The 16,138-nt window shown below is 64.5% G+C and carries 16 protein-coding genes; 1 reads left to right on the top strand and 15 read right to left on the bottom strand.

The features are described 5' to 3' along the window. Positions 1-11: 11 nt before the first annotated feature. The 12 genes from CIT37_RS26855 to CIT37_RS26910 form a co-directional block, all read right to left on the bottom strand. Positions 12-1,019 carry an ABC transporter ATP-binding protein gene (locus CIT37_RS26855; protein WP_038947891.1) on the bottom strand — a complete coding sequence of 336 codons (1,008 nt, stop codon included), beginning with the start codon at positions 1,017-1,019 and terminating at the stop codon, positions 12-14. A gap of 15 nt (positions 1,020-1,034) precedes the next feature. Next, the gene (locus CIT37_RS26860; RefSeq protein ID WP_028142410.1) at positions 1,035-1,865 is read right to left on the bottom strand and encodes a carbohydrate ABC transporter permease; all 831 of its coding nucleotides are present in this window, start codon (positions 1,863-1,865) and stop codon (positions 1,035-1,037) included. A gap of 3 nt (positions 1,866-1,868) precedes the next feature. Further along, positions 1,869-2,741, bottom strand: a complete 873-nt coding sequence (locus CIT37_RS26865; protein ID WP_038947890.1) for a carbohydrate ABC transporter permease — start codon at positions 2,739-2,741, stop codon at positions 1,869-1,871. An 85-nt stretch (positions 2,742-2,826) separates the two neighbouring features. Then, positions 2,827-4,080 (bottom strand): ABC transporter substrate-binding protein, encoded by a 1,254-nt coding sequence (locus CIT37_RS26870; RefSeq protein ID WP_244439128.1) that lies wholly within the window; start codon positions 4,078-4,080, stop codon positions 2,827-2,829. A 308-nt stretch (positions 4,081-4,388) separates the two neighbouring features. Beyond that, positions 4,389-5,339, bottom strand: coding sequence for a sugar-binding transcriptional regulator (locus CIT37_RS26875; RefSeq protein ID WP_028142407.1), 951 nt, complete (start codon positions 5,337-5,339; stop codon positions 4,389-4,391). Positions 5,340-5,346: 7 nt separating this feature from the next. Then, positions 5,347-6,009, bottom strand: coding sequence for an HAD family hydrolase (locus CIT37_RS26880; RefSeq protein ID WP_095426497.1), 663 nt, complete (start codon positions 6,007-6,009; stop codon positions 5,347-5,349). A gap of 91 nt (positions 6,010-6,100) precedes the next feature. After that, positions 6,101-8,020, bottom strand: a complete 1,920-nt coding sequence (locus tag CIT37_RS26885) for a nitric oxide reductase activation protein NorD (RefSeq protein ID WP_095426496.1) — start codon at positions 8,018-8,020, stop codon at positions 6,101-6,103. Positions 8,021-8,030: 10 nt separating this feature from the next. Then, positions 8,031-8,840 carry a CbbQ/NirQ/NorQ/GpvN family protein gene (locus tag CIT37_RS26890; protein WP_095426495.1) on the bottom strand — a complete coding sequence of 270 codons (810 nt, stop codon included), beginning with the start codon at positions 8,838-8,840 and terminating at the stop codon, positions 8,031-8,033. 63 nt (positions 8,841-8,903) lie between these two features. Further along, complete coding sequence (locus CIT37_RS26895; RefSeq protein WP_038970565.1) at positions 8,904-10,250, bottom strand: cbb3-type cytochrome c oxidase subunit I; 1,347 nt, start codon at positions 10,248-10,250, stop codon at positions 8,904-8,906. Between the two features lie 37 nt (positions 10,251-10,287). Next, on the bottom strand, positions 10,288-10,740 hold the full coding sequence (locus CIT37_RS26900) for a c-type cytochrome (protein WP_018315916.1): 453 nt from the start codon (positions 10,738-10,740) through the stop codon (positions 10,288-10,290). Positions 10,741-10,854: 114 nt separating this feature from the next. Next, positions 10,855-11,115: a cytochrome C oxidase subunit IV family protein gene (locus tag CIT37_RS26905; protein ID WP_167456596.1), complete on the bottom strand. Its 261-nt coding sequence runs from the start codon at positions 11,113-11,115 to the stop codon at positions 10,855-10,857. Continuing rightward, positions 11,115-11,693, bottom strand: a complete 579-nt coding sequence (locus CIT37_RS26910; RefSeq protein WP_028142401.1) for a cytochrome c oxidase subunit 3 family protein — start codon at positions 11,691-11,693, stop codon at positions 11,115-11,117. Before CIT37_RS26910 ends, CIT37_RS26905 begins: the two co-directional genes overlap by 1 nt. A gap of 171 nt (positions 11,694-11,864) precedes the next feature. Here CIT37_RS26910 and CIT37_RS26915 point away from each other — a divergent pair, with 171 nt between their 5' ends. Then, the gene (locus CIT37_RS26915) at positions 11,865-12,032 is read left to right on the top strand and encodes a hypothetical protein (RefSeq protein ID WP_085967637.1); all 168 of its coding nucleotides are present in this window, start codon (positions 11,865-11,867) and stop codon (positions 12,030-12,032) included. Positions 12,033-12,155: 123 nt separating this feature from the next. On the opposite strand, the gene mmsB is transcribed toward CIT37_RS26915, so the two are convergent. The 3 genes from mmsB to chvE form a co-directional block, all read right to left on the bottom strand. Then, positions 12,156-13,346 (bottom strand): multiple monosaccharide ABC transporter permease, encoded by a 1,191-nt coding sequence (gene mmsB, locus CIT37_RS26920; RefSeq protein WP_095426493.1) that lies wholly within the window; start codon positions 13,344-13,346, stop codon positions 12,156-12,158. Next, positions 13,343-14,920 carry a multiple monosaccharide ABC transporter ATP-binding protein gene (mmsA, locus tag CIT37_RS26925; protein WP_095426492.1) on the bottom strand — a complete coding sequence of 526 codons (1,578 nt, stop codon included), beginning with the start codon at positions 14,918-14,920 and terminating at the stop codon, positions 13,343-13,345. The genes mmsB and mmsA overlap by 4 nt, the downstream gene beginning before the upstream one ends. A gap of 129 nt (positions 14,921-15,049) precedes the next feature. Continuing rightward, positions 15,050-16,123 carry a multiple monosaccharide ABC transporter substrate-binding protein gene (gene chvE, locus CIT37_RS26930; protein WP_038970571.1) on the bottom strand — a complete coding sequence of 358 codons (1,074 nt, stop codon included), beginning with the start codon at positions 16,121-16,123 and terminating at the stop codon, positions 15,050-15,052. Positions 16,124-16,138 lie beyond the last annotated feature (15 nt).

Genomic DNA, 16,138 nt, shown 5'->3' on the forward strand with positions numbered 1-16,138 from the left:
CCGTTTTCTTGTTAGTTCCGAAGCGCGTTGCCGCTCGAGTCGAAGCGATGAATGCGCGCGGGGTCCGGCACCAGCGACACATGGTCGCCGGCATGCAGGCTCAATTCACCGATATAGCGTGCGGTCAGCATCCCGAGCGGGCCGGCATCGACATAGAGGAAAGTGTCGCTGCCAAGATGCTCGGCCACCGCGATGGTCCCCTGCCAGCCTCCGGTGCCATCGCGGTCGATCTTGAGATGCTCCGGCCGGACGCCGATGGTGGCAGCACCACGTTGCAACGCGAGCTCGCCCGTGACGAAATTCATCTTGGGCGAACCTATGAAGCCGGCGACGAAGAGATTGGCCGGCCGCTCGTAGAGTTCCAGGGGCGAGCCATATTGCTCGATCTTGCCGCCGTTGAGCACGACGATCTTGTCGGCCATGGTCATGGCCTCGACCTGGTCGTGGGTGACGTAGATCGCGGTGGTGCCGAGCTGCTTCTGCAGCCGCGTCACCTCGATTCGCATCTGCACGCGCAGCGCCGCATCGAGGTTGGACAGGGGCTCGTCGAACAGGAACGCCTTGGGCTCGCGCACGATGGCGCGGCCAATCGCGACGCGCTGGCGCTGGCCGCCGGAGAGCTCGCGCGGCTTGCGATCGAGATAGGGCGTAAGGTTAAGCGTTGCGGCGGCGGCCTCGACCTTGCGGTTGATCTCGTCCTTGGCGAGGCCCGCCATCTTCAGGCCGAAACCGATATTGCCGCGCACGCTCATATGCGGATACAGCGCGTAGGACTGGAACACCATCGACAGCCCGCGCTTGGCGGGCGGCGTATCGACGACGTTCTTGCCGTCGATCAGGATCTTGCCGCCAGAGACGTCTTCGAGTCCGGCGATCAGCCGCAAGAGCGTGGTCTTGCCGCAGCCGGACGGACCGACAAACACCACGAAGGAGCCATCGGCAATCTCGAGATCGGCGCCCTTGATGATGTGCACGGGGCCGAAGGATTTCTGCACGTCCTGAAGTGTGATCTGACCCATGATCCGGCAGCCCCTCTACTTCACCGCGCCGAAGGTGAGCCCGCGCACGAGCTGCTTCTGGCTGAACCAACCGAGGACGAGAATGGGCGCGATCGCCAGCGTCGAGGCCGCCGACAGCTTTGCCCAGAACAGCCCTTCCGGGCTCGAATAGGAGGCGATGAACGTGGTGAGGGGCGCCGCGTTCGAGGTGGACAGGTTGAGCGTCCAGAACGCCTCGTTCCAGGCGAGGATCAGATTGAGCAGCATGGTGGAAGCCAGCCCCGGGATCGCCATCGGCGTCAGCACGTAGACGAGCTCGCGGCCGATGGTGGCGCCGTCCATGCGCGCGGCTTCAAGGATGTCGCGCGGGATCTCCTTGAAATAGGTGAACAGCATCCAGATCACGATCGGCAAGTTTCCGAGACACAGGATGAAGACGAGGCCGATGCGGGAATCGAGCAGGCCGAAGGTCTTGTAGATCAGGTAGATCGGCACCAGCACGCCGACCGGCGGCATCATCTTGGTCGAGAGCATCCAGAGCAGGATGTCCTTGGTGCGCTTGGTCGGCGAGAACGCCATCGACCAGGCCGCCGGGATCGCGATCAGAAGCGCAATCAGCGTCGAGCCGCCTGCGATGATGACCGAGTTCATGGCGTGGTGGAAATAGTCGCTGCGCTCCTGCACGGTCGCATAGTTTTCGGTAGTCCAGTGGAAGAACAGAAAGGATGGCGGGATGGCGAAGGCCTCCAGCTCGGTCTTGAAGCTCGCCAGCACCATCCAGAGAATCGGGAAGAAGATCAGGAAGCCGAACAGCCAGGCCACCGCCGTCGAGACCACCACCCGCCGCGTCGTCGCCATCCGTGCCATGCTTCAAGCCTCCAGATTGCGGCCGACGATGCGGACGAGGAAGAAGGCGACGACATTGGCGATCACCACCGCGACGAGGCCGCCCGCGGAGGCGCTGCCGACGTCGAACTGGATCAGCGCCTGCGAATAGATCAGGAAAGCGATGTTGGTGGTCGACAGCCCCGGGCCACCGCCCGTAGTGACATAAATTTCCGCAAAGACCGTGAGCAGGAAGATCGTCTCGATCAGGATCACCACGGTGATGGGCCGCGCCAAGTGCGGCAGCGTGATGTAGATGAAGGTCGAGACGGCGCTGGCGCCGTCCATCTCGGCGGCCTCCTTCTGCTCCTCGTCGAGCGACTGCAGCGCGGTGAGCAGGATCAGCGTCGCGAAGGGCAGCCATTGCCACGTCACGATCAGGATGACGGCAAACAGCGGCAAATCGTTGAACCAGTCGATCGGCGTCAGATGGAACAGCGAGGCGAGCCAGGCGAACAGGCCGGACACCGGGTGCATCAACAAATTCTTCCAGACCAGCGCGCTCACCGTCGGCATCACGAAGAACGGCGCGATCACCATCAGCCGCACGAAATTGCGGCCGATGACCGGCTGGTCCATCAAGAGCGCCAGGGGAATGCCGAGCAGGATCGTCAGCGCGAGCACGGAGCCGACCAGCACCAGCGTGTTCTGGAGCGAGGCCAGGAAGGCGGGATCGGTGAGGAAGTAGCGGAAGTTCTCCAGCCCGACGAATGATTCCGAGCCGGGATCGAGCAGGCTGTAATGCAGCGTCGAGAAATAGATCGTCAGCGCCAGCGGGACGATCATCCAGATGAACAGCAGCCCGACGGCCGGCGTCAGGAGCGAGCGCGCAAGAGTCTGCGTCTGCCGGGTTGCCATCAACGCTTCTCCACTGGCGGGAAGAAGGCGGCCATCCATGACGCTGGATGGCCGCAAGTCTGAGCTCAGGAGGAAGAGCTCGGGTTCACTTGATGTAGCCGGCGCGCTTCATCTCGCGCTCGGTCGCGGACTGCGCGGCGGTCAGCGCGGCATCGACCGTCATCGAGCCCGCAAGCGCGGCGGAGAATTGCTGGCCGACCTGGGTGCCGATGCCCTGGAATTCGGGGATCGCAGCGTATTGCACGCCGACATAAGGCACCGGCTTCACCGTCGGCTTGTTCGGATCGGCCGCGTCGATCGAGGCCAGCGTCAGCTTGGCGAACGGGGCGACCTTCAGATATTCATCGTTCTTGTAAAGCGAGGTCCGCGTGCCCGGCGGCACGTTGGCCCAGCCCTCCTTCGATGCCACGAGCTTGGTGTAGTCCTTGCTCGTCGCCCAGGCGATGAACTTCTCGGCGGCTTCCATCTTCTTGGATCCGGCGGGGATCGCGAGATTCCAGGCCCACAGCCAGTTGGCGTTCTTGCCGAGCCCGGTGTTGGGCGCGAGCGCAAAGCCGACCTTGTCGGCGACCTTGGAATCCTTCGGATTGGTGACGAAGGACGCCGCCACCGTGGCGTCGATCCACATCGCGCATTTGCCGGCGTTGAACAGCGCCAGATTCTCGTTGAAGCCGTTGGAGCTTGCGCCGGGAGGGCCGGCTTCCTTCATCAGATTGACGTAGGTCGTGAGCGTCGTCTTCCATTCCGGCGTGTTGAACTGCGGCTCCCATTTCTCATCGAACCAGCGCGCACCGTAGGAATTGGCCATCGCGGAGAGGAACGCCATGTTCTCGCCCCAGCCGGCCTTGCCGCGCAGGCAAATGCCATAGGTGCCGGCGCTCTTGTCGGTGAGCTTCTTCGCGGCATCGACTACGAAATCCCAGGTCGGCTTCTCCGGCATCTTCAGGCCGGCCTTGTCGAACAGATCGGTGCGATACATCACCATCGAGCTCTCGCCGTAGAACGGCGCGGCATAGAGCTTGCCGTCGGCGGTGACCGCGTCCTTGATCCTGGGCAAGAGGTCGGCGACGTCGTAATCGGCGCCGAGATTGGCGAGCGGCACCAGCCAGCCCTTCTTGGCCCAGATCGGCACCTCATAGGTGCCGATGGTGAGCACGTCGAACTGACCGCCCTTGGTGGCGATGTCGGTGGTGACGCGCTGACGCAGCACGTTCTCCTCCAACGTCACCCACTTCACGGCGATATCCGGGTACTTCTTGGTGAACTCGGCCGTCAGCCCCTGCATGCGGATCATGTCGCCATTGTTGACGGTGGCGATCGTCAGGGTCGTTTCGGCCATCGCGGGGACGGCCAACAACAGAACAGACGCGCCGCAGACGGCGCCCAAGACATGTTTCACGGTGACCTCCCTCAAACTCGCGTTTTGAGCATATGCCCACGCGTTGGGCGTATGTTCAACGCAAGGGAGGAGGATTGTCAAGCAGGCGCGAAGCCGTTTGCGCAACTTATGAGTGCTGCGGTGCGGGAGGGGTGGGAGGTCGTGCGTTGCAGAAGCGACGGTAGTTGTTCGGATCGAGCGCCGCGGCTTGCTTCACCTCTCCCGTTTGCGAGAGCGGGAGCCGTGTCCCTTTGCCGTGCGAAGCCCGCCTACCGCTCCAAAATCGCCCTTGCCGTCGTCTCGTCGGTAATCAGCCCGTTGATCAGCCCGCCGTTCAGCGCCGCCGCGATCGCCGGCACCTTGGCGGCACCGACCGCGGCGGCGATGGTCGTGGTCTTCGCCGGCACTTCCGGCGGGATGCTGGTGAGGCGCTTGTTGGTGCCGGCCTTGAGCAGGCGGCCCTTGGAATCATAGGCCCAGCCGGTGATCTCGCCGATGGCACCCAGCCGCATCATCTCGAACAATTCGTCGCGAGTGACGAAGCCGTCGACATGCACCTGCGCCTTTTGGTCCATCTGGCCGATACCGACGAGGCGCAAGTCCGCCTTGGCCGCGACCGCCTTCACCTTGGCGATCGGCTCGATGCGGACCATCTTGTTGCGCTCGTCCTCGGACGACATCAGGAACGGCAGCGGCATCGGATAGTGCCGCGCTCCCGTGCGGTCTGCGAGTCGGCCGACGGTGTCGTAAAAGCTCGCCGAACCGTCCGCGGAGATGGTGCCGACCAGCGAGACGATCTGATGATTGGGCCGGTCGATCGGGGTGACGCGCTCGACCGCAGCGCGCACCGCCCGGCCGGTGCCGAGCGCGACGATCACCGGCGTCTCCGAACGCAGCGTCGCATCGAGCAGATTGGCGCAGCGTTCGGCGATGCCTGCAGTGGCCTGCGGCGCGGCGGGATCAGCGGGCACCACCTCGCAATGAGCAAGGTCGAAACGCTCCTTCAGGCGCGCCGCAAGCTCCATGCAGGCGGCGATGGGATGTTCGAGCCGGAAGGTGATGAGGCGCTCGGCAAGGCACAGCGACACCAGCCGCTGCGCCGAGGCGCGCGAGACCTGCAGCATCTTTGCGATCTCGTCCTGGGTGTGACCGGCGATGAAATACAGCCAGCCGGCGCGCGCGGCATCGTCGAGTCGCGACTTGTCGTTCTCGGCGGCCATGCGGGCCTCACGCCTCCCAGAAATCGCTCATGCGCGCGAAGACCCGATCGGCCCCCGCCTCGGACAATATAGCCCGCCCGTCGCGTCCGCGGTAATGGCTGCCGCCGACAAATCCCCAGACGGTCATGCCGGCCGCCTTGCCGGCCTTGACGCCGCTGACGCTGTCCTCGATCACCAGCGTGCGCGCAGGTTGCACTCTCATCTTTTCTGCCGCGAGGAGAAAGAGGTCGGGCGCCGGCTTGCCATGCCGGACCATCTGCGCGGTGTAGAGCCGCTCGCCGAAATGCGCCCGCAGGCCTGTGACGTCGAGGGAGAGCGCGACGCGGTCGAGGTCGCTGGACGAGGCCACGCAAAACGGCACGGATAGGTCGGACATCACGCCGGCAATGCCGGGAATCGGCTCAAGCGAAGCTGCGAACGTCGACAGCACTTGCGACTTCAGGCGCGGCAGAAAGCCGTCGGGCACGATCTGCCCGAGATCGCGATAATGCTGCTCGATCGCCTTGGTGCTGCGCCCGAGAAAGAGCTCGAGCGCCTGCTCCTGGCTGAGCGCGATGCCGAACTCGGCCAGCACCTCGGACAGGCATCGGCAGCTCAACAGCTCGCTGTCGACGAGCACGCCGTCGCAATCGAAGATGATCAGATCGGGTCTTGGCTGGCCGCGGTCCATCCGGCCATACGATCATATACTCAAGCCATGAGCAATAGTTCACCGAGGGACCGGGCGCCGCGGGGGCGCGCCGGATGAGTGCGCGACCGGATTAGTGCGCGACCTGCCGGTAGATTGCCGGCAGCGCCGCGGGCAGCCGCTTGATGTTCCCGACGATGGCATAGCCGCCACGGCCGAACAGGGTCGGGAAATAGGATTGCGCGGTTGCGTCCACCGTGACGCCGAAGGCGGCGATGCCGAGCCGGCGCGCCTCCTGCACCGACTTGCGGGTGTCTTCGAGCGCGAAGCGGCCCTCGTAATGGTCGACATCGTTCGGCTTGCCATCGGTGAGGACGAGCAGCAGCTTCTTGCGCTGCGGCTGGCGGGCGAGCTCGGCCGCGGCGTGGCGCACCGCCGCGCCGATCCGCGTGTAATAGCCGGGCTTCAGCGCGCCGATGCGGCGCTCGACCGTCCCGCTCATCGGCTCGCCGAAGGCCTTGACCGTCTCGAGCCGCACCCAGGACCGCCGGCGCGAGGTGAAGGTGAGGATGCTGTGGTGATCGCCGCAGGCCGAAATCCCGTGGGTGAGCGCCAGCAGCGCCTCCTTCTCGACGTCGAGCACGCGATAGCCGTCGACCCAGGCATCCGTGGACAGCGAGACGTCGACGAGCAGCGTGACCGCGAGATCGTGCCCTTGCGGGCGCATCGCGACGTGGATGCGATCAAGACCGCTGCCGCCGCTGCCGGCGCGGAGGTCGCACCGCGCACGTACCAGCGCGTCGAGATCGAGGTCGTGTCCGTCGGCCTGAGCGCGCATCAATTCATGGCGCGGCCGCAACACCTCGAAGCGGCGGCGCACCTGGCGGATGTGCCGGCGCATGGCGTCGTCAGGCGTCCAGCTCTCACCGTGCTCGGAGGCCGCACCGGCCAGCACGCGGCAATGATCGGGCAGATAGGAGCCGCTGCGGTAATCCCATTCGGGATAGGTGAGGCCCGCGTTCAGCCGCGATGCATCGAGGGCTTCCGGCGGCAGGTCGAGGTCGAACTTGAACCGGCTCGCCGGCTTGCCGGTGCGGCGGCTGAGCGTGATCTCCTCGAGATCGTCGGCCGCCTTCTGCGCATCCTCGTCCTCACTGTCGTCGGCCGGACGGTCGACATTGACCATCTCGGCCATCGCGAGGATCTTCTCGAAGCGGTTGAGCACGAAAGGATCGCGGCGGCTGGCATTATCCTCACGCTCGCGGACGGCAAAGCGCTTGCGATTGTCCTGGGCCTCGGGCTCGGCGCCCGGCGCACATTCGTCCTCGCCCGCATGCGCGGGCGAGAGCTCGCGCGTCCAGCAATCCCCCCAGAGCGGGCACGGCAGGATCGAATGATAGCCCGGCGGCGCCTTGTCCGGCAGCGGGCCCGTCCCCATCATCGCCGGCCACAGTCTGCCCGCAGGGGCCTTTCCGGCGCCGAGCAAGGCCAAGACGATCTGCTCGACCTCCTGCTCGATGCGTGGCAAGGGGCGACGAGGCCGGGCCTCGGCGGTTGCCGCGGCGAGCTGAGCGTAATCGGCGACAAGCCCGGGGAATTGCGTGAGCACCCAGACCGCCGTCTCACTTGCCCGGCGCAACACCAGAAGATCCCGCCGCAGCGGATCGGCTTCCGTGATCGTCTCGATCGGTGCGGCTGCGAACCATGCCGCAAGCCAGCGATAGAGCGCCGCGTTCAACGCGCGGTCGGGAAAGATCGAGATTCGATCGGGCAGGAAAATGGTCGCGGCATCGCGACCCGGCTGCTCGAGGCGCTCGTCACCGAGGCCGATGCGCTGTCGCCAGCCGAGACGGTGCCCCGATTTTCGCGCGCCCGCGCTTGCGATCTGAACCCCAGTCTCGCCGCCGAGCGCGCGGAACATCACCGCGAGCCGGCCTCTCACCTCGGTCAGTGCAACGGCGTGATCATCGTGAACCGGATAGCTCGCGGTGCCGCCGACCATCCTGTGCCAGGCGCGGCCGACCGTCTCCTCCAGTTCGAGGAAGTCGAGCATGGGCGCGGCCTCACCCGATGACGGCGCGTGCGACGTCCAGCAGGGCAGCCTTCACGTCGGAATCGTCGGTCAGCGGTTCGATCATGCCGGCCAGCACGGCATCGGCAATCGGCGTGCCCGCGGCAATCAGGGTCGCGCAATAGACCACGAGCCGGGTCGAGACACCCTCTTCCAGATCGTGGCCCTTGAGCGCGCGCAGCCGGCCAGCCAGCCCCACCAGCGGCCGCACGCGCTCCGGCGACAGTCCGCTTTCGGCGGACACGACGGCGATCTCCTGCTCAGGCGGCAGGAAGCCGAATTCGATGGCGATGAAGCGCTGCCGCGTCGATGGCTTCAGCGCCTTCAGCAGCGTCTGGTAGCCGGGGTTGTAAGAGACCACGAGCATGAAGCTGTTCGGCGCCACCAGCTCCTCGCCGGTCCGCTCCAGGGGCAGGATACGGCGGTCGTCGGTCAGGGGATGCAGCACGACTGTGACGTCCTTGCGGGCTTCCACGACCTCGTCGAGATAGCAGATGCCGCCCTCGCGCACGGCGCGCGTCAGCGGACCATCGGTCCACACGGTGTCCCCGCCCCTGAGCAAATAGCGGCCGGTGAGATCGGCGGCGGTGAGATCGTCGTGACAGGCAACCGTGTGAAGCGGCAGGCCCAACCGCGCCGCCATATGCGCGACGAAGCGGGTCTTGCCGCAGCCGGTCGGCCCCTTGAGCAGAACCGGCAGACGACGCCGCCAGGCATGCTCGAAAAGCTCGCATTCGTTTCCGGATGGAACATAGGCCGGCAGCTCGGGCGCCGAGGTTACCGTGTGAAGGGCAGCTTTCATGATGTCTCTCCGGATTTTTCAGGAAGCAGGCGGCCGCGGCGAACCGCGGCCGCCCTTTCTCGTTTACTCGGCCGGCTGCAGCACGGCGGGAATGATCGCCTGCTTCTCGCGGCCCGGCACCAGCACGGCCCACACGAACATCAGCGCGGAGATCGCGACGAACACGCCGGAGCCGAGCCGGACCCAGTAGAACATCGCGAGCTGGTCCTGCACGTCCATGTAGCCCTGGCCGAGCACGCGCTGGAGATGGACCTGGACCACGCCGGCGAAGGTCAGCGCGAAGGTCATGGTCATCATGGCTGTGCACATGATCCAGAAGCTCGTCATGGAGAGCCATTGGTTATAGGGCGCGCGTCCCTTGATCTGCGGGATCGCATAGGCCATCACCGACAGGTTCAGCATCACATAGGCGCCGAAGAAGGCGAGATGGCCGTGCGCGGCGGTGACCTGGGTGCCGTGGGTGTAGTAGTTCACCGAGGACAGCGTGTGCAGGAAGCCCCAGACGCCGGCCCCTAGGAACGCCATCACCGAGCAGCCGACCGACCACAACAGCGCAGCACGGTTCGGATGCTTGCGGCCGGCCTTCCAGGTCATCTGCACGGTGAAGATCACCATGGTGAAGAACGGCGCGACTTCGAGCGTGGAGAACAGCGAGCCGATCCACTGCCAGTAACCGGGCGCGCCGATCCAGTAGAAGTGATGGCCGGTGCCGAGAATGCCGGAGAACAGGGCAAGGCCGATGATGACGTAGAGCCACTTCTCGACGACCTCACGATCGATGCCGTTAAGCTTGATCATGAGATAGGCGAGCACGGAGGCCATGATCAGCTCCCAGACGCCCTCGACCCAGAGATGGACGACGTACCACCAGTACATCTTGTCGACGGCAAGGTTCGCCGGGTTGTAGAAGGCGAACAGGAAGAAGATCGCAACGCCCCACAAGCCGAACAACAGGATGTTGGTGACCGTGGTCTTGCGGCCCTTCAGCGCCGTCATCGTGACGTTGAACAGGAACATCAGGCAGACGACGACGATGCCGACCTTGATGATGAAGGGCTGTTCGAGGAACTCACGGCCCTCGTGGTAGTGGAAGAGATAGCCGACCACGGCGACGCCGGCTGCGCCGAAGAACATCCAGAACTGGATCTTCGCCAGCAGCGGGCTATAGAGCTCATTCTCGGTCTCTTCCGGGAGCAGATAGTAGGTCGCGCCCATGAAGCCGATCAGCGACCACACGATCAGCGCGTTGGTGTGGATCATCCTGACGATGTTGAACGGCAGCAGCGTCGACAGCGTATTGGGTAGGACGTAGATGGTCCCGGCGAGCAGGCCGAACACGACCTGGGCCAGGAAGAGGGTCAGCGCGCCGTAGAAATACAGCATCGCGACTTTCTGGGTTTGGTACTTCATTTCGGGTTCTCTCTATCTTGAAAGAGGAAAGCTGTGCTCAGCCCGCCTTGTTCGGCGGCCAGCTCTGACGCTTGATCGTGCTGGTCCATTGCAGGAAGTCAGCGAGATCGTTGAGTTCCTGGTCGGTCAGGTTGAACTGCGGCATCTGCCGCCGGCCCTCCGCGCCCGAGGGCTGCGATTGCATCCAGGCCTTCAGCGTCTCGCGCGCGGCGGCCGGATCCTCGTTGCCGCCCCAGCGATCCCAGACGTTGCCGACCTCTGGGGCGAAATAGGCGCCCTCGCCCAGCAGCGTGTGGCAGTTGATGCAGGAGTTCTTCTCCCACACATGCTTGCCGCGGGCGACCGACGACGTCAGCGTCTTCGCGTCGGTCGAGGTCGTGGCCATGTAGTAATGGCTGTGCGCCGTCAGCCCTATGAAAATGGCGAAGAAGAAGGCCGAACCGCCGTAGAAGACATTTCGAGCGGCCGACTTGGTCAGGCGTTCAGCCATTGCCAATCCTTTCCGTTTGATTCCTGAGGAAGATGCGATCCTGCGCTTTATTGCCGATTGCCAGGGGGCACTCTTTGACGAAGCGCAAGCAGCGCGACGATGCGCAAGCGCCAGTCAGATCAAGGCAACGACGGCCGATGCGAGCCAGGCAAACAGCACCACGATGAAGACCCAGGCGCTGACGCTGCCGCGCCAAAGCGCCGGCGCTGAGCGAAGATCGAGGAAATCGAGCACGATACGGCGACCCTTGAGGGCGGCGAACGTCAGCAGCAGGGCATTGGCGAACAAGGCACGCGACACCAGCGGCGGGACCAGAATGGTCGCGAGCGCAAGGCCGATCAACACGATCCAGGTGATGTCGAGACGATCCGGAATCACGGGTGCACCAGATAGATGATGGGAAACATGACGATCCAGAGCAGGTCGACCATGTGCCAGAAAGCCGTTCCGGTCTCGACGCCCGCCGCTCGGGCACCCCGGGACACTACGGCCAGAATCACGATGCCGAGGCCGACATGCAGGAGATGGAAGCCGGTGAGGAGGAAGTACAGCGTGAAGAACGGGCTGGTCTCCAAGCCGTTTCCTAACGCGATCTCGCCGGCATATTCGAACAGCTTGACCGCGATGAAGACGACGCCAAGCGCCATGGCGCCGAACAGCCAGCCGCGCGCACGCCGGCTTTCGCCCGCCCGTGCAGCAGCCGCCCCGCGCGCGGCAGCCCAGCCGCTGGTCACGAGCACGATGGTGTTGATTCCGGCCAGCTGCGCATCGAGACTGGCCTGACCGGCCGCGAAGACCGCCGGGTGAAGCGCGCGCGCGATGACGAAAGCGCCAAGGAACAGGCCGAAGGCGGCGAGTTCGCTGAAGATCAGCACCCAGATCATGGGATCACCGGGAAGATCTTCCAGGATTCCCCAACCGGTTCCCTGTTGTTCGCAATCCGTTGCCGACATCTGGCTTCCGCATCAAGACGCCGAACAGATATCCCCCCGGCGCGATTCCAACTTTGTCCGGACAAATAGTGCAACCGGCCAGAGGCGGGTTTGCGCTATCGCAACCTCCCGCCCGCCTCACCGTCATAGGGTGGATGCATCCGGCGGTTCCGCAAAATGGCGAGCGATGCAATGAGCGATGCACAAATCGGGCTGATAACCGCGACCCCCATCATCATCGTGTTCGCCATCGCGCTGCGGCGAATGGGGGTGCTGTCGACCGTGGCGACCGTATCGGCGGTGACCCTCTCCGTCGCGATCGCGACGGTCCTGTTCACGACGCAATCACCGCTGCCGTAGCGCCGTAGGGTGGGCAAAGCGACCGCCGCAGGCGGACGCGTGCCCACCACTTCCCTTGATCGGAGACGAATGGTGGGCACGGCGCGTTGCGCCTTTGCCCACCCTACGGCATCGCCGTTGCGGCTACCGCCGCTGGTTATACACGTCGATACACACCGCCCCGAGCAGCACCAGGCCCTTGATCACCTGCTGGTAGTCGATGCCGATGCCGAGGATGGACATGCCGTTGTTCATCACGCCCATGATCATGGCGCCGACCACGGCGCCGCCGACGCGCCCGACCCCGCCATAGGCCGAGGCGCCGCCGATGAAGCAGGCGGCGATGACGTCGAGCTCGAAACCCAATCCCGCCTTCGGCGTCGCGGTGTTGAGGCGCGCGGCGAAGACGAGGCCGGCGAGCGCGGCCAGCACGCCCATGTTGACGAAGGTGAGGAAGGTCAGCCGTTCGGTCTTGACGCCCGACAGTTTTGCCGCCTTCGCATTGCCGCCGACCGCGTAGACTTGCCGGCCGATCACGGTGCGCCGGGTGACGAAGCCATAGAGCGCGATCAACGCGGTCATGATGACCAGCACGTTCGGCAGGCCGCGATGCGAGGCGATCAGATAGGTGAAATAGAGCACGGCGCAGGCGAGCAGAACGCTCTTCCCCAGGAAGAACGCGTAGGGCTCGACCTCGATGCCATGCGATTGCTCGCGCGAACGGCCCTTGGCACTGGCATAGACGAGCCCGAGCGCGAGCACGGCACCGATCAGCATGGAGGTCGGATGCAGCGTGCCGGCTTCGGGCAGCAGTTCCGGAATGAAGCCCGACGACAGCTTCTGGAAGGTCGCCGGGAACGGGCCGAGCGACTGCCCCTGCAGCACCGCGAGCGCGAGGCCCTTGAACACCAGCATGCCCGCCAGGGTCACGATGAAGGATGGAATGCCAAAGAAGGCCACCCAATAGCCCTGCGCCGCGCCGATCGCCGCCCCCAGCAACAGGCAGGCGATGAAGGCGAGCGTGTAGTCGATCTTGTAGGTCACCATCAGCACGGCGGCCACCGCGCCGACGAAGCCGGCGACCGAGCCGACCGACAGGTCGATATGGCCGGTGACGATGACCAGCAGCATGCCGAGCGCCATGATGACGATGTAGCTGTTCTGCAGCACCAGGTTGGTCAGATTGAGCGGCTGCAGCAGCGTGCCGCCGGTCATGACCTGGAAGAACAGCATGATCGCGATCAACGACATCAACATGCCGTAGTTGCGCAAATTGTTCTTGATGAAGCTGCCGTGCCGGCGCTCCTCGGGCAGCGATACCGTCTTGTCGGTCATGGCTGCATTCCTCCCATTTCCGCGGCCGCGGGCGCGGCGTTCCCAATGTTTCGTTCGTTGCGCATGATGGCGCGCATGATCTTTTCCTGCGTCGCGTCCGCACCCTTGAACTCGCCGACGAAGGCGCCGTCGTTCATGACGCAAATCCGGTCGCAGATGCCGAGCAGCTCGGGCATCTCCGAGGAGATCACCACGACGCCGCGGCCGGCTTCCGCCAGCTCGTTGATGATACAGTAAATCTCGTATTTGGCACCGACGTCGATGCCCCTTGTCGGCTCGTCCAGGATCAGCACCTTTGGGTCGGTCATCAGCCATTTCGACAGCACAACCTTCTGCTGGTTGCCGCCGGAGAGCTGGCCGGTCTCCTGGTAGACGTCGGAGCAGCGGATGCGCATGCGGGTGCGATAGTCGCTGGCGATCTTCAGCTCGGCGATGTCGTCGATCACGCGTTTAGGTGCGACCTGATCGAGGCTGGCGAGCGTGATGTTCTTGCGGACGTCGTCGGCCAGGATCAGGCCGAGCTGCTTGCGGTCCTCGGTGACGTAGGCAAGGCCGGCGTCGATCGCCGCCGCGACGCTCGGCAGCACCATGTCTCTGCCTTCGAGCCGGATGCTGCCGCTGATATTGGTGCCCCAGGAACGGCCGAACAGGCTCATGGCGAATTCAGTGCGGCCGGCGCCCATCAGTCCAGCAATGCCGACGACCTCGCCGCGCCTGACGCCGAAACGGACGTTCTTGATCACCTGCCGCTCGGGATGGATGGGGTGATAGACCGACCAGTTCGCGACGTCGAGCACAGGCTCGCCGATCTTCACGCTGCGCTCCGGGAAACGGTGAGCCATGTCGCGATTGACCATGCTGCGGATGATGCGGTCTTCCTGGATCGGCTCGGCGCGACAATCGATGCTGTCGACGGTGCGGCCGTCGCGGAGCACGGTGATGTGGTCGGCGACCTTGGCGACCTCGTTGAGCTTGTGCGAGATCAGGATCGAGCCGATGCCCTGCTCGCGGAACGCCATCAGGCGTTCGAGCAGCGCGGCGCTGTCGGCCTCGTTGAGGCTCGCGGTCGGCTCGTCCAGGATCAGCATCCGCACCCGCTTGGACAGCGCCTTCGCGATCTCGACAAGCTGCTGCTTGCCGACGCCGAGATCGGTGATCAGGGTGTCCGGGGATTCCTTCAGGCCGACCTGTGCCAGCAGATCACGTGTACGACGGTAGACCTTGTCGCGGTCGATGACGCCGAGCTTCGACGGCGGATGCGACAGGAAGATGTTCTCGGCGATCGACATCAGCGGGATCAGCGCCAGCTCCTGGTGGATGATGATGATGCCGAGCGCCTCGGAATCGTTGATGTCGCGGAAGCGCCGCTCCTCACCGTCGAAGACGATGGTGCCCTCGTAGCTGCCATGCGGGTAGACCCCGCTGAGCACCTTCATCAGCGTCGACTTTCCGGCGCCGTTCTCGCCGACGAGCGCGTGGATTTGCCCGGCGTGAACCGAGAAGTTGACGTCGCGCAGCGCCTGCACGCCGGCAAAGCTCTTGCTGACGTTGCGCATCTCCAGCATGGCGGTCATGGCGTCGTGTCCTTGGAAACTTTCGTGAATCCCTCCGCCGTCATTCCGGGGCGATGCGAAGCATCGAACCCGGAATCTCGAGGCTCCGGGGTCGCCCTTCGGGCGCCCCGGAACGACGGCACGAGAACTCTACTGGAACTGCGACTTCTTGTAGTAGCCGCTCTCAACCAGCACCTTCTCCCAATTGTCCTTGTAGACCACGACCGGCTTGAGCAGGTAGGACGGCACGGTCTTGACACCGTTCTCGTAGGTCTTGGTGTCGTTGACCGCGACCTGCTTGCCGGCCAGCGCGGCGTCGACCATGTCGGCGGTCACCTTGGCGAGGTCGCGGGTGTCCTTGAAGATGGTCGAGTACTGGTCGCCGCGCAGCATCGCCTTGATCGAGGGCACCTCGGCGTCCTGCCCCGAAATGATCGGCATCGGCTGATCGGCGCTGCCGTAGCCGACGCCCTTCAGCGAGGAGATGATGCCGATCGAGATGCCGTCATAGGGCGAGAGCACGGCGTTGATCTTCTTGTTGCCGTAGTAGGCGCTGAGCAGATTGTCCATGCGGGCCTGGGCAGTGGCGCCGTCCCAGCGGAGCGTCGCGACCTTGTCCATGCCCATCTGGCCCGAGGCGACGACGAGCTTGCCGCTGTCGATATAGGGCTTCAGCACGCTCATCGCCCCGTTGTAGAAGAAGTAGGCGTTGTTGTCGTCGGGCGAGCCGCCGAACAGCTCGATGTTGAACGGGCCCTTGCCGTCCTTCAGCCCGAGCCCCTGCTCGATCGACTGCGCCTGGAGCACGCCGACCTGGAAATTGTCGAAGGTCGCGTAATAGTCGACGTTCGGCGTGCCGCGGATCAGGCGGTCATAGGCGATCACGGTGATGCCTTTGGCCTTGGCCTGCTTGAGCACGTCGGACAGCGTGGTGCCGTCGATCGCGGCGATCACCAGGGCTTTCGCGCCCTTGGTCACCATGTTCTCGACCTGCGAGAGCTGGTTCGGGATATCATCCTCGGCATATTGCAAGTCGGTGTTGTAGCCGCGCTCCTTCAGCACCTTGACCATGTTGTTGCCGTCGTCGATCCAGCGCGCCGACGATTTGGTCGGCATCGCGATGCCGACGGTCGCCTTGTCTTGGGCGGAGGCGGTGAGGCCTGTGGCCATCGTCGCAGCGCCGGCCAGCGCCAGTGCGAGGAATGTCGTCTTCAGTTTCAGCATGTTTTACTCCCTTGG

The sequence above is a fragment of the Bradyrhizobium ottawaense genome, assembly GCF_002278135.3.
In the GTDB taxonomy this organism is placed as follows: Bacteria; Pseudomonadota; Alphaproteobacteria; order Rhizobiales; family Xanthobacteraceae; genus Bradyrhizobium; species Bradyrhizobium ottawaense.

Bases quoted from the DNA above. Each gene is read 5' to 3' on its own strand.
- CIT37_RS26865 (WP_038947890.1), bottom strand. From the start codon at position 2,741: ATGGCAACCCGGCAGACGCAGACTCTTGCGCGCTCGCTCCTGACGCCG.
- chvE (WP_038970571.1), bottom strand. From the start codon at position 16,123: ATGCTGAAACTGAAGACGACATTCCTCGCACTGGCGCTGGCCGGCGCT.
- CIT37_RS26875 (WP_028142407.1), bottom strand. From the start codon at position 5,339: ATGGCCGCCGAGAACGACAAGTCGCGACTCGACGATGCCGCGCGCGCC.
- CIT37_RS26915 (WP_085967637.1), top strand. From the start codon at position 11,865: ATGAGCGATGCACAAATCGGGCTGATAACCGCGACCCCCATCATCATC.
- CIT37_RS26860 (WP_028142410.1), bottom strand. From the start codon at position 1,865: ATGGCACGGATGGCGACGACGCGGCGGGTGGTGGTCTCGACGGCGGTG.
- CIT37_RS26855 (WP_038947891.1), bottom strand. From the start codon at position 1,019: ATGGGTCAGATCACACTTCAGGACGTGCAGAAATCCTTCGGCCCCGTG.
- CIT37_RS26870 (WP_244439128.1), bottom strand. From the start codon at position 4,080: ATGGCCGAAACGACCCTGACGATCGCCACCGTCAACAATGGCGACATG.
- CIT37_RS26895 (WP_038970565.1), bottom strand. From the start codon at position 10,250: ATGAAGTACCAAACCCAGAAAGTCGCGATGCTGTATTTCTACGGCGCG.
- mmsB (WP_095426493.1), bottom strand. From the start codon at position 13,346: ATGACCGACAAGACGGTATCGCTGCCCGAGGAGCGCCGGCACGGCAGC.
- CIT37_RS26900 (WP_018315916.1), bottom strand. From the start codon at position 10,740: ATGGCTGAACGCCTGACCAAGTCGGCCGCTCGAAATGTCTTCTACGGC.
- CIT37_RS26910 (WP_028142401.1), bottom strand. From the start codon at position 11,693: ATGTCGGCAACGGATTGCGAACAACAGGGAACCGGTTGGGGAATCCTG.
- CIT37_RS26880 (WP_095426497.1), bottom strand. From the start codon at position 6,009: ATGGACCGCGGCCAGCCAAGACCCGATCTGATCATCTTCGATTGCGAC.
- CIT37_RS26885 (WP_095426496.1), bottom strand. From the start codon at position 8,020: ATGCTCGACTTCCTCGAACTGGAGGAGACGGTCGGCCGCGCCTGGCAC.
- mmsA (WP_095426492.1), bottom strand. From the start codon at position 14,920: ATGACCGCCATGCTGGAGATGCGCAACGTCAGCAAGAGCTTTGCCGGC.
- CIT37_RS26890 (WP_095426495.1), bottom strand. From the start codon at position 8,840: ATGAAAGCTGCCCTTCACACGGTAACCTCGGCGCCCGAGCTGCCGGCC.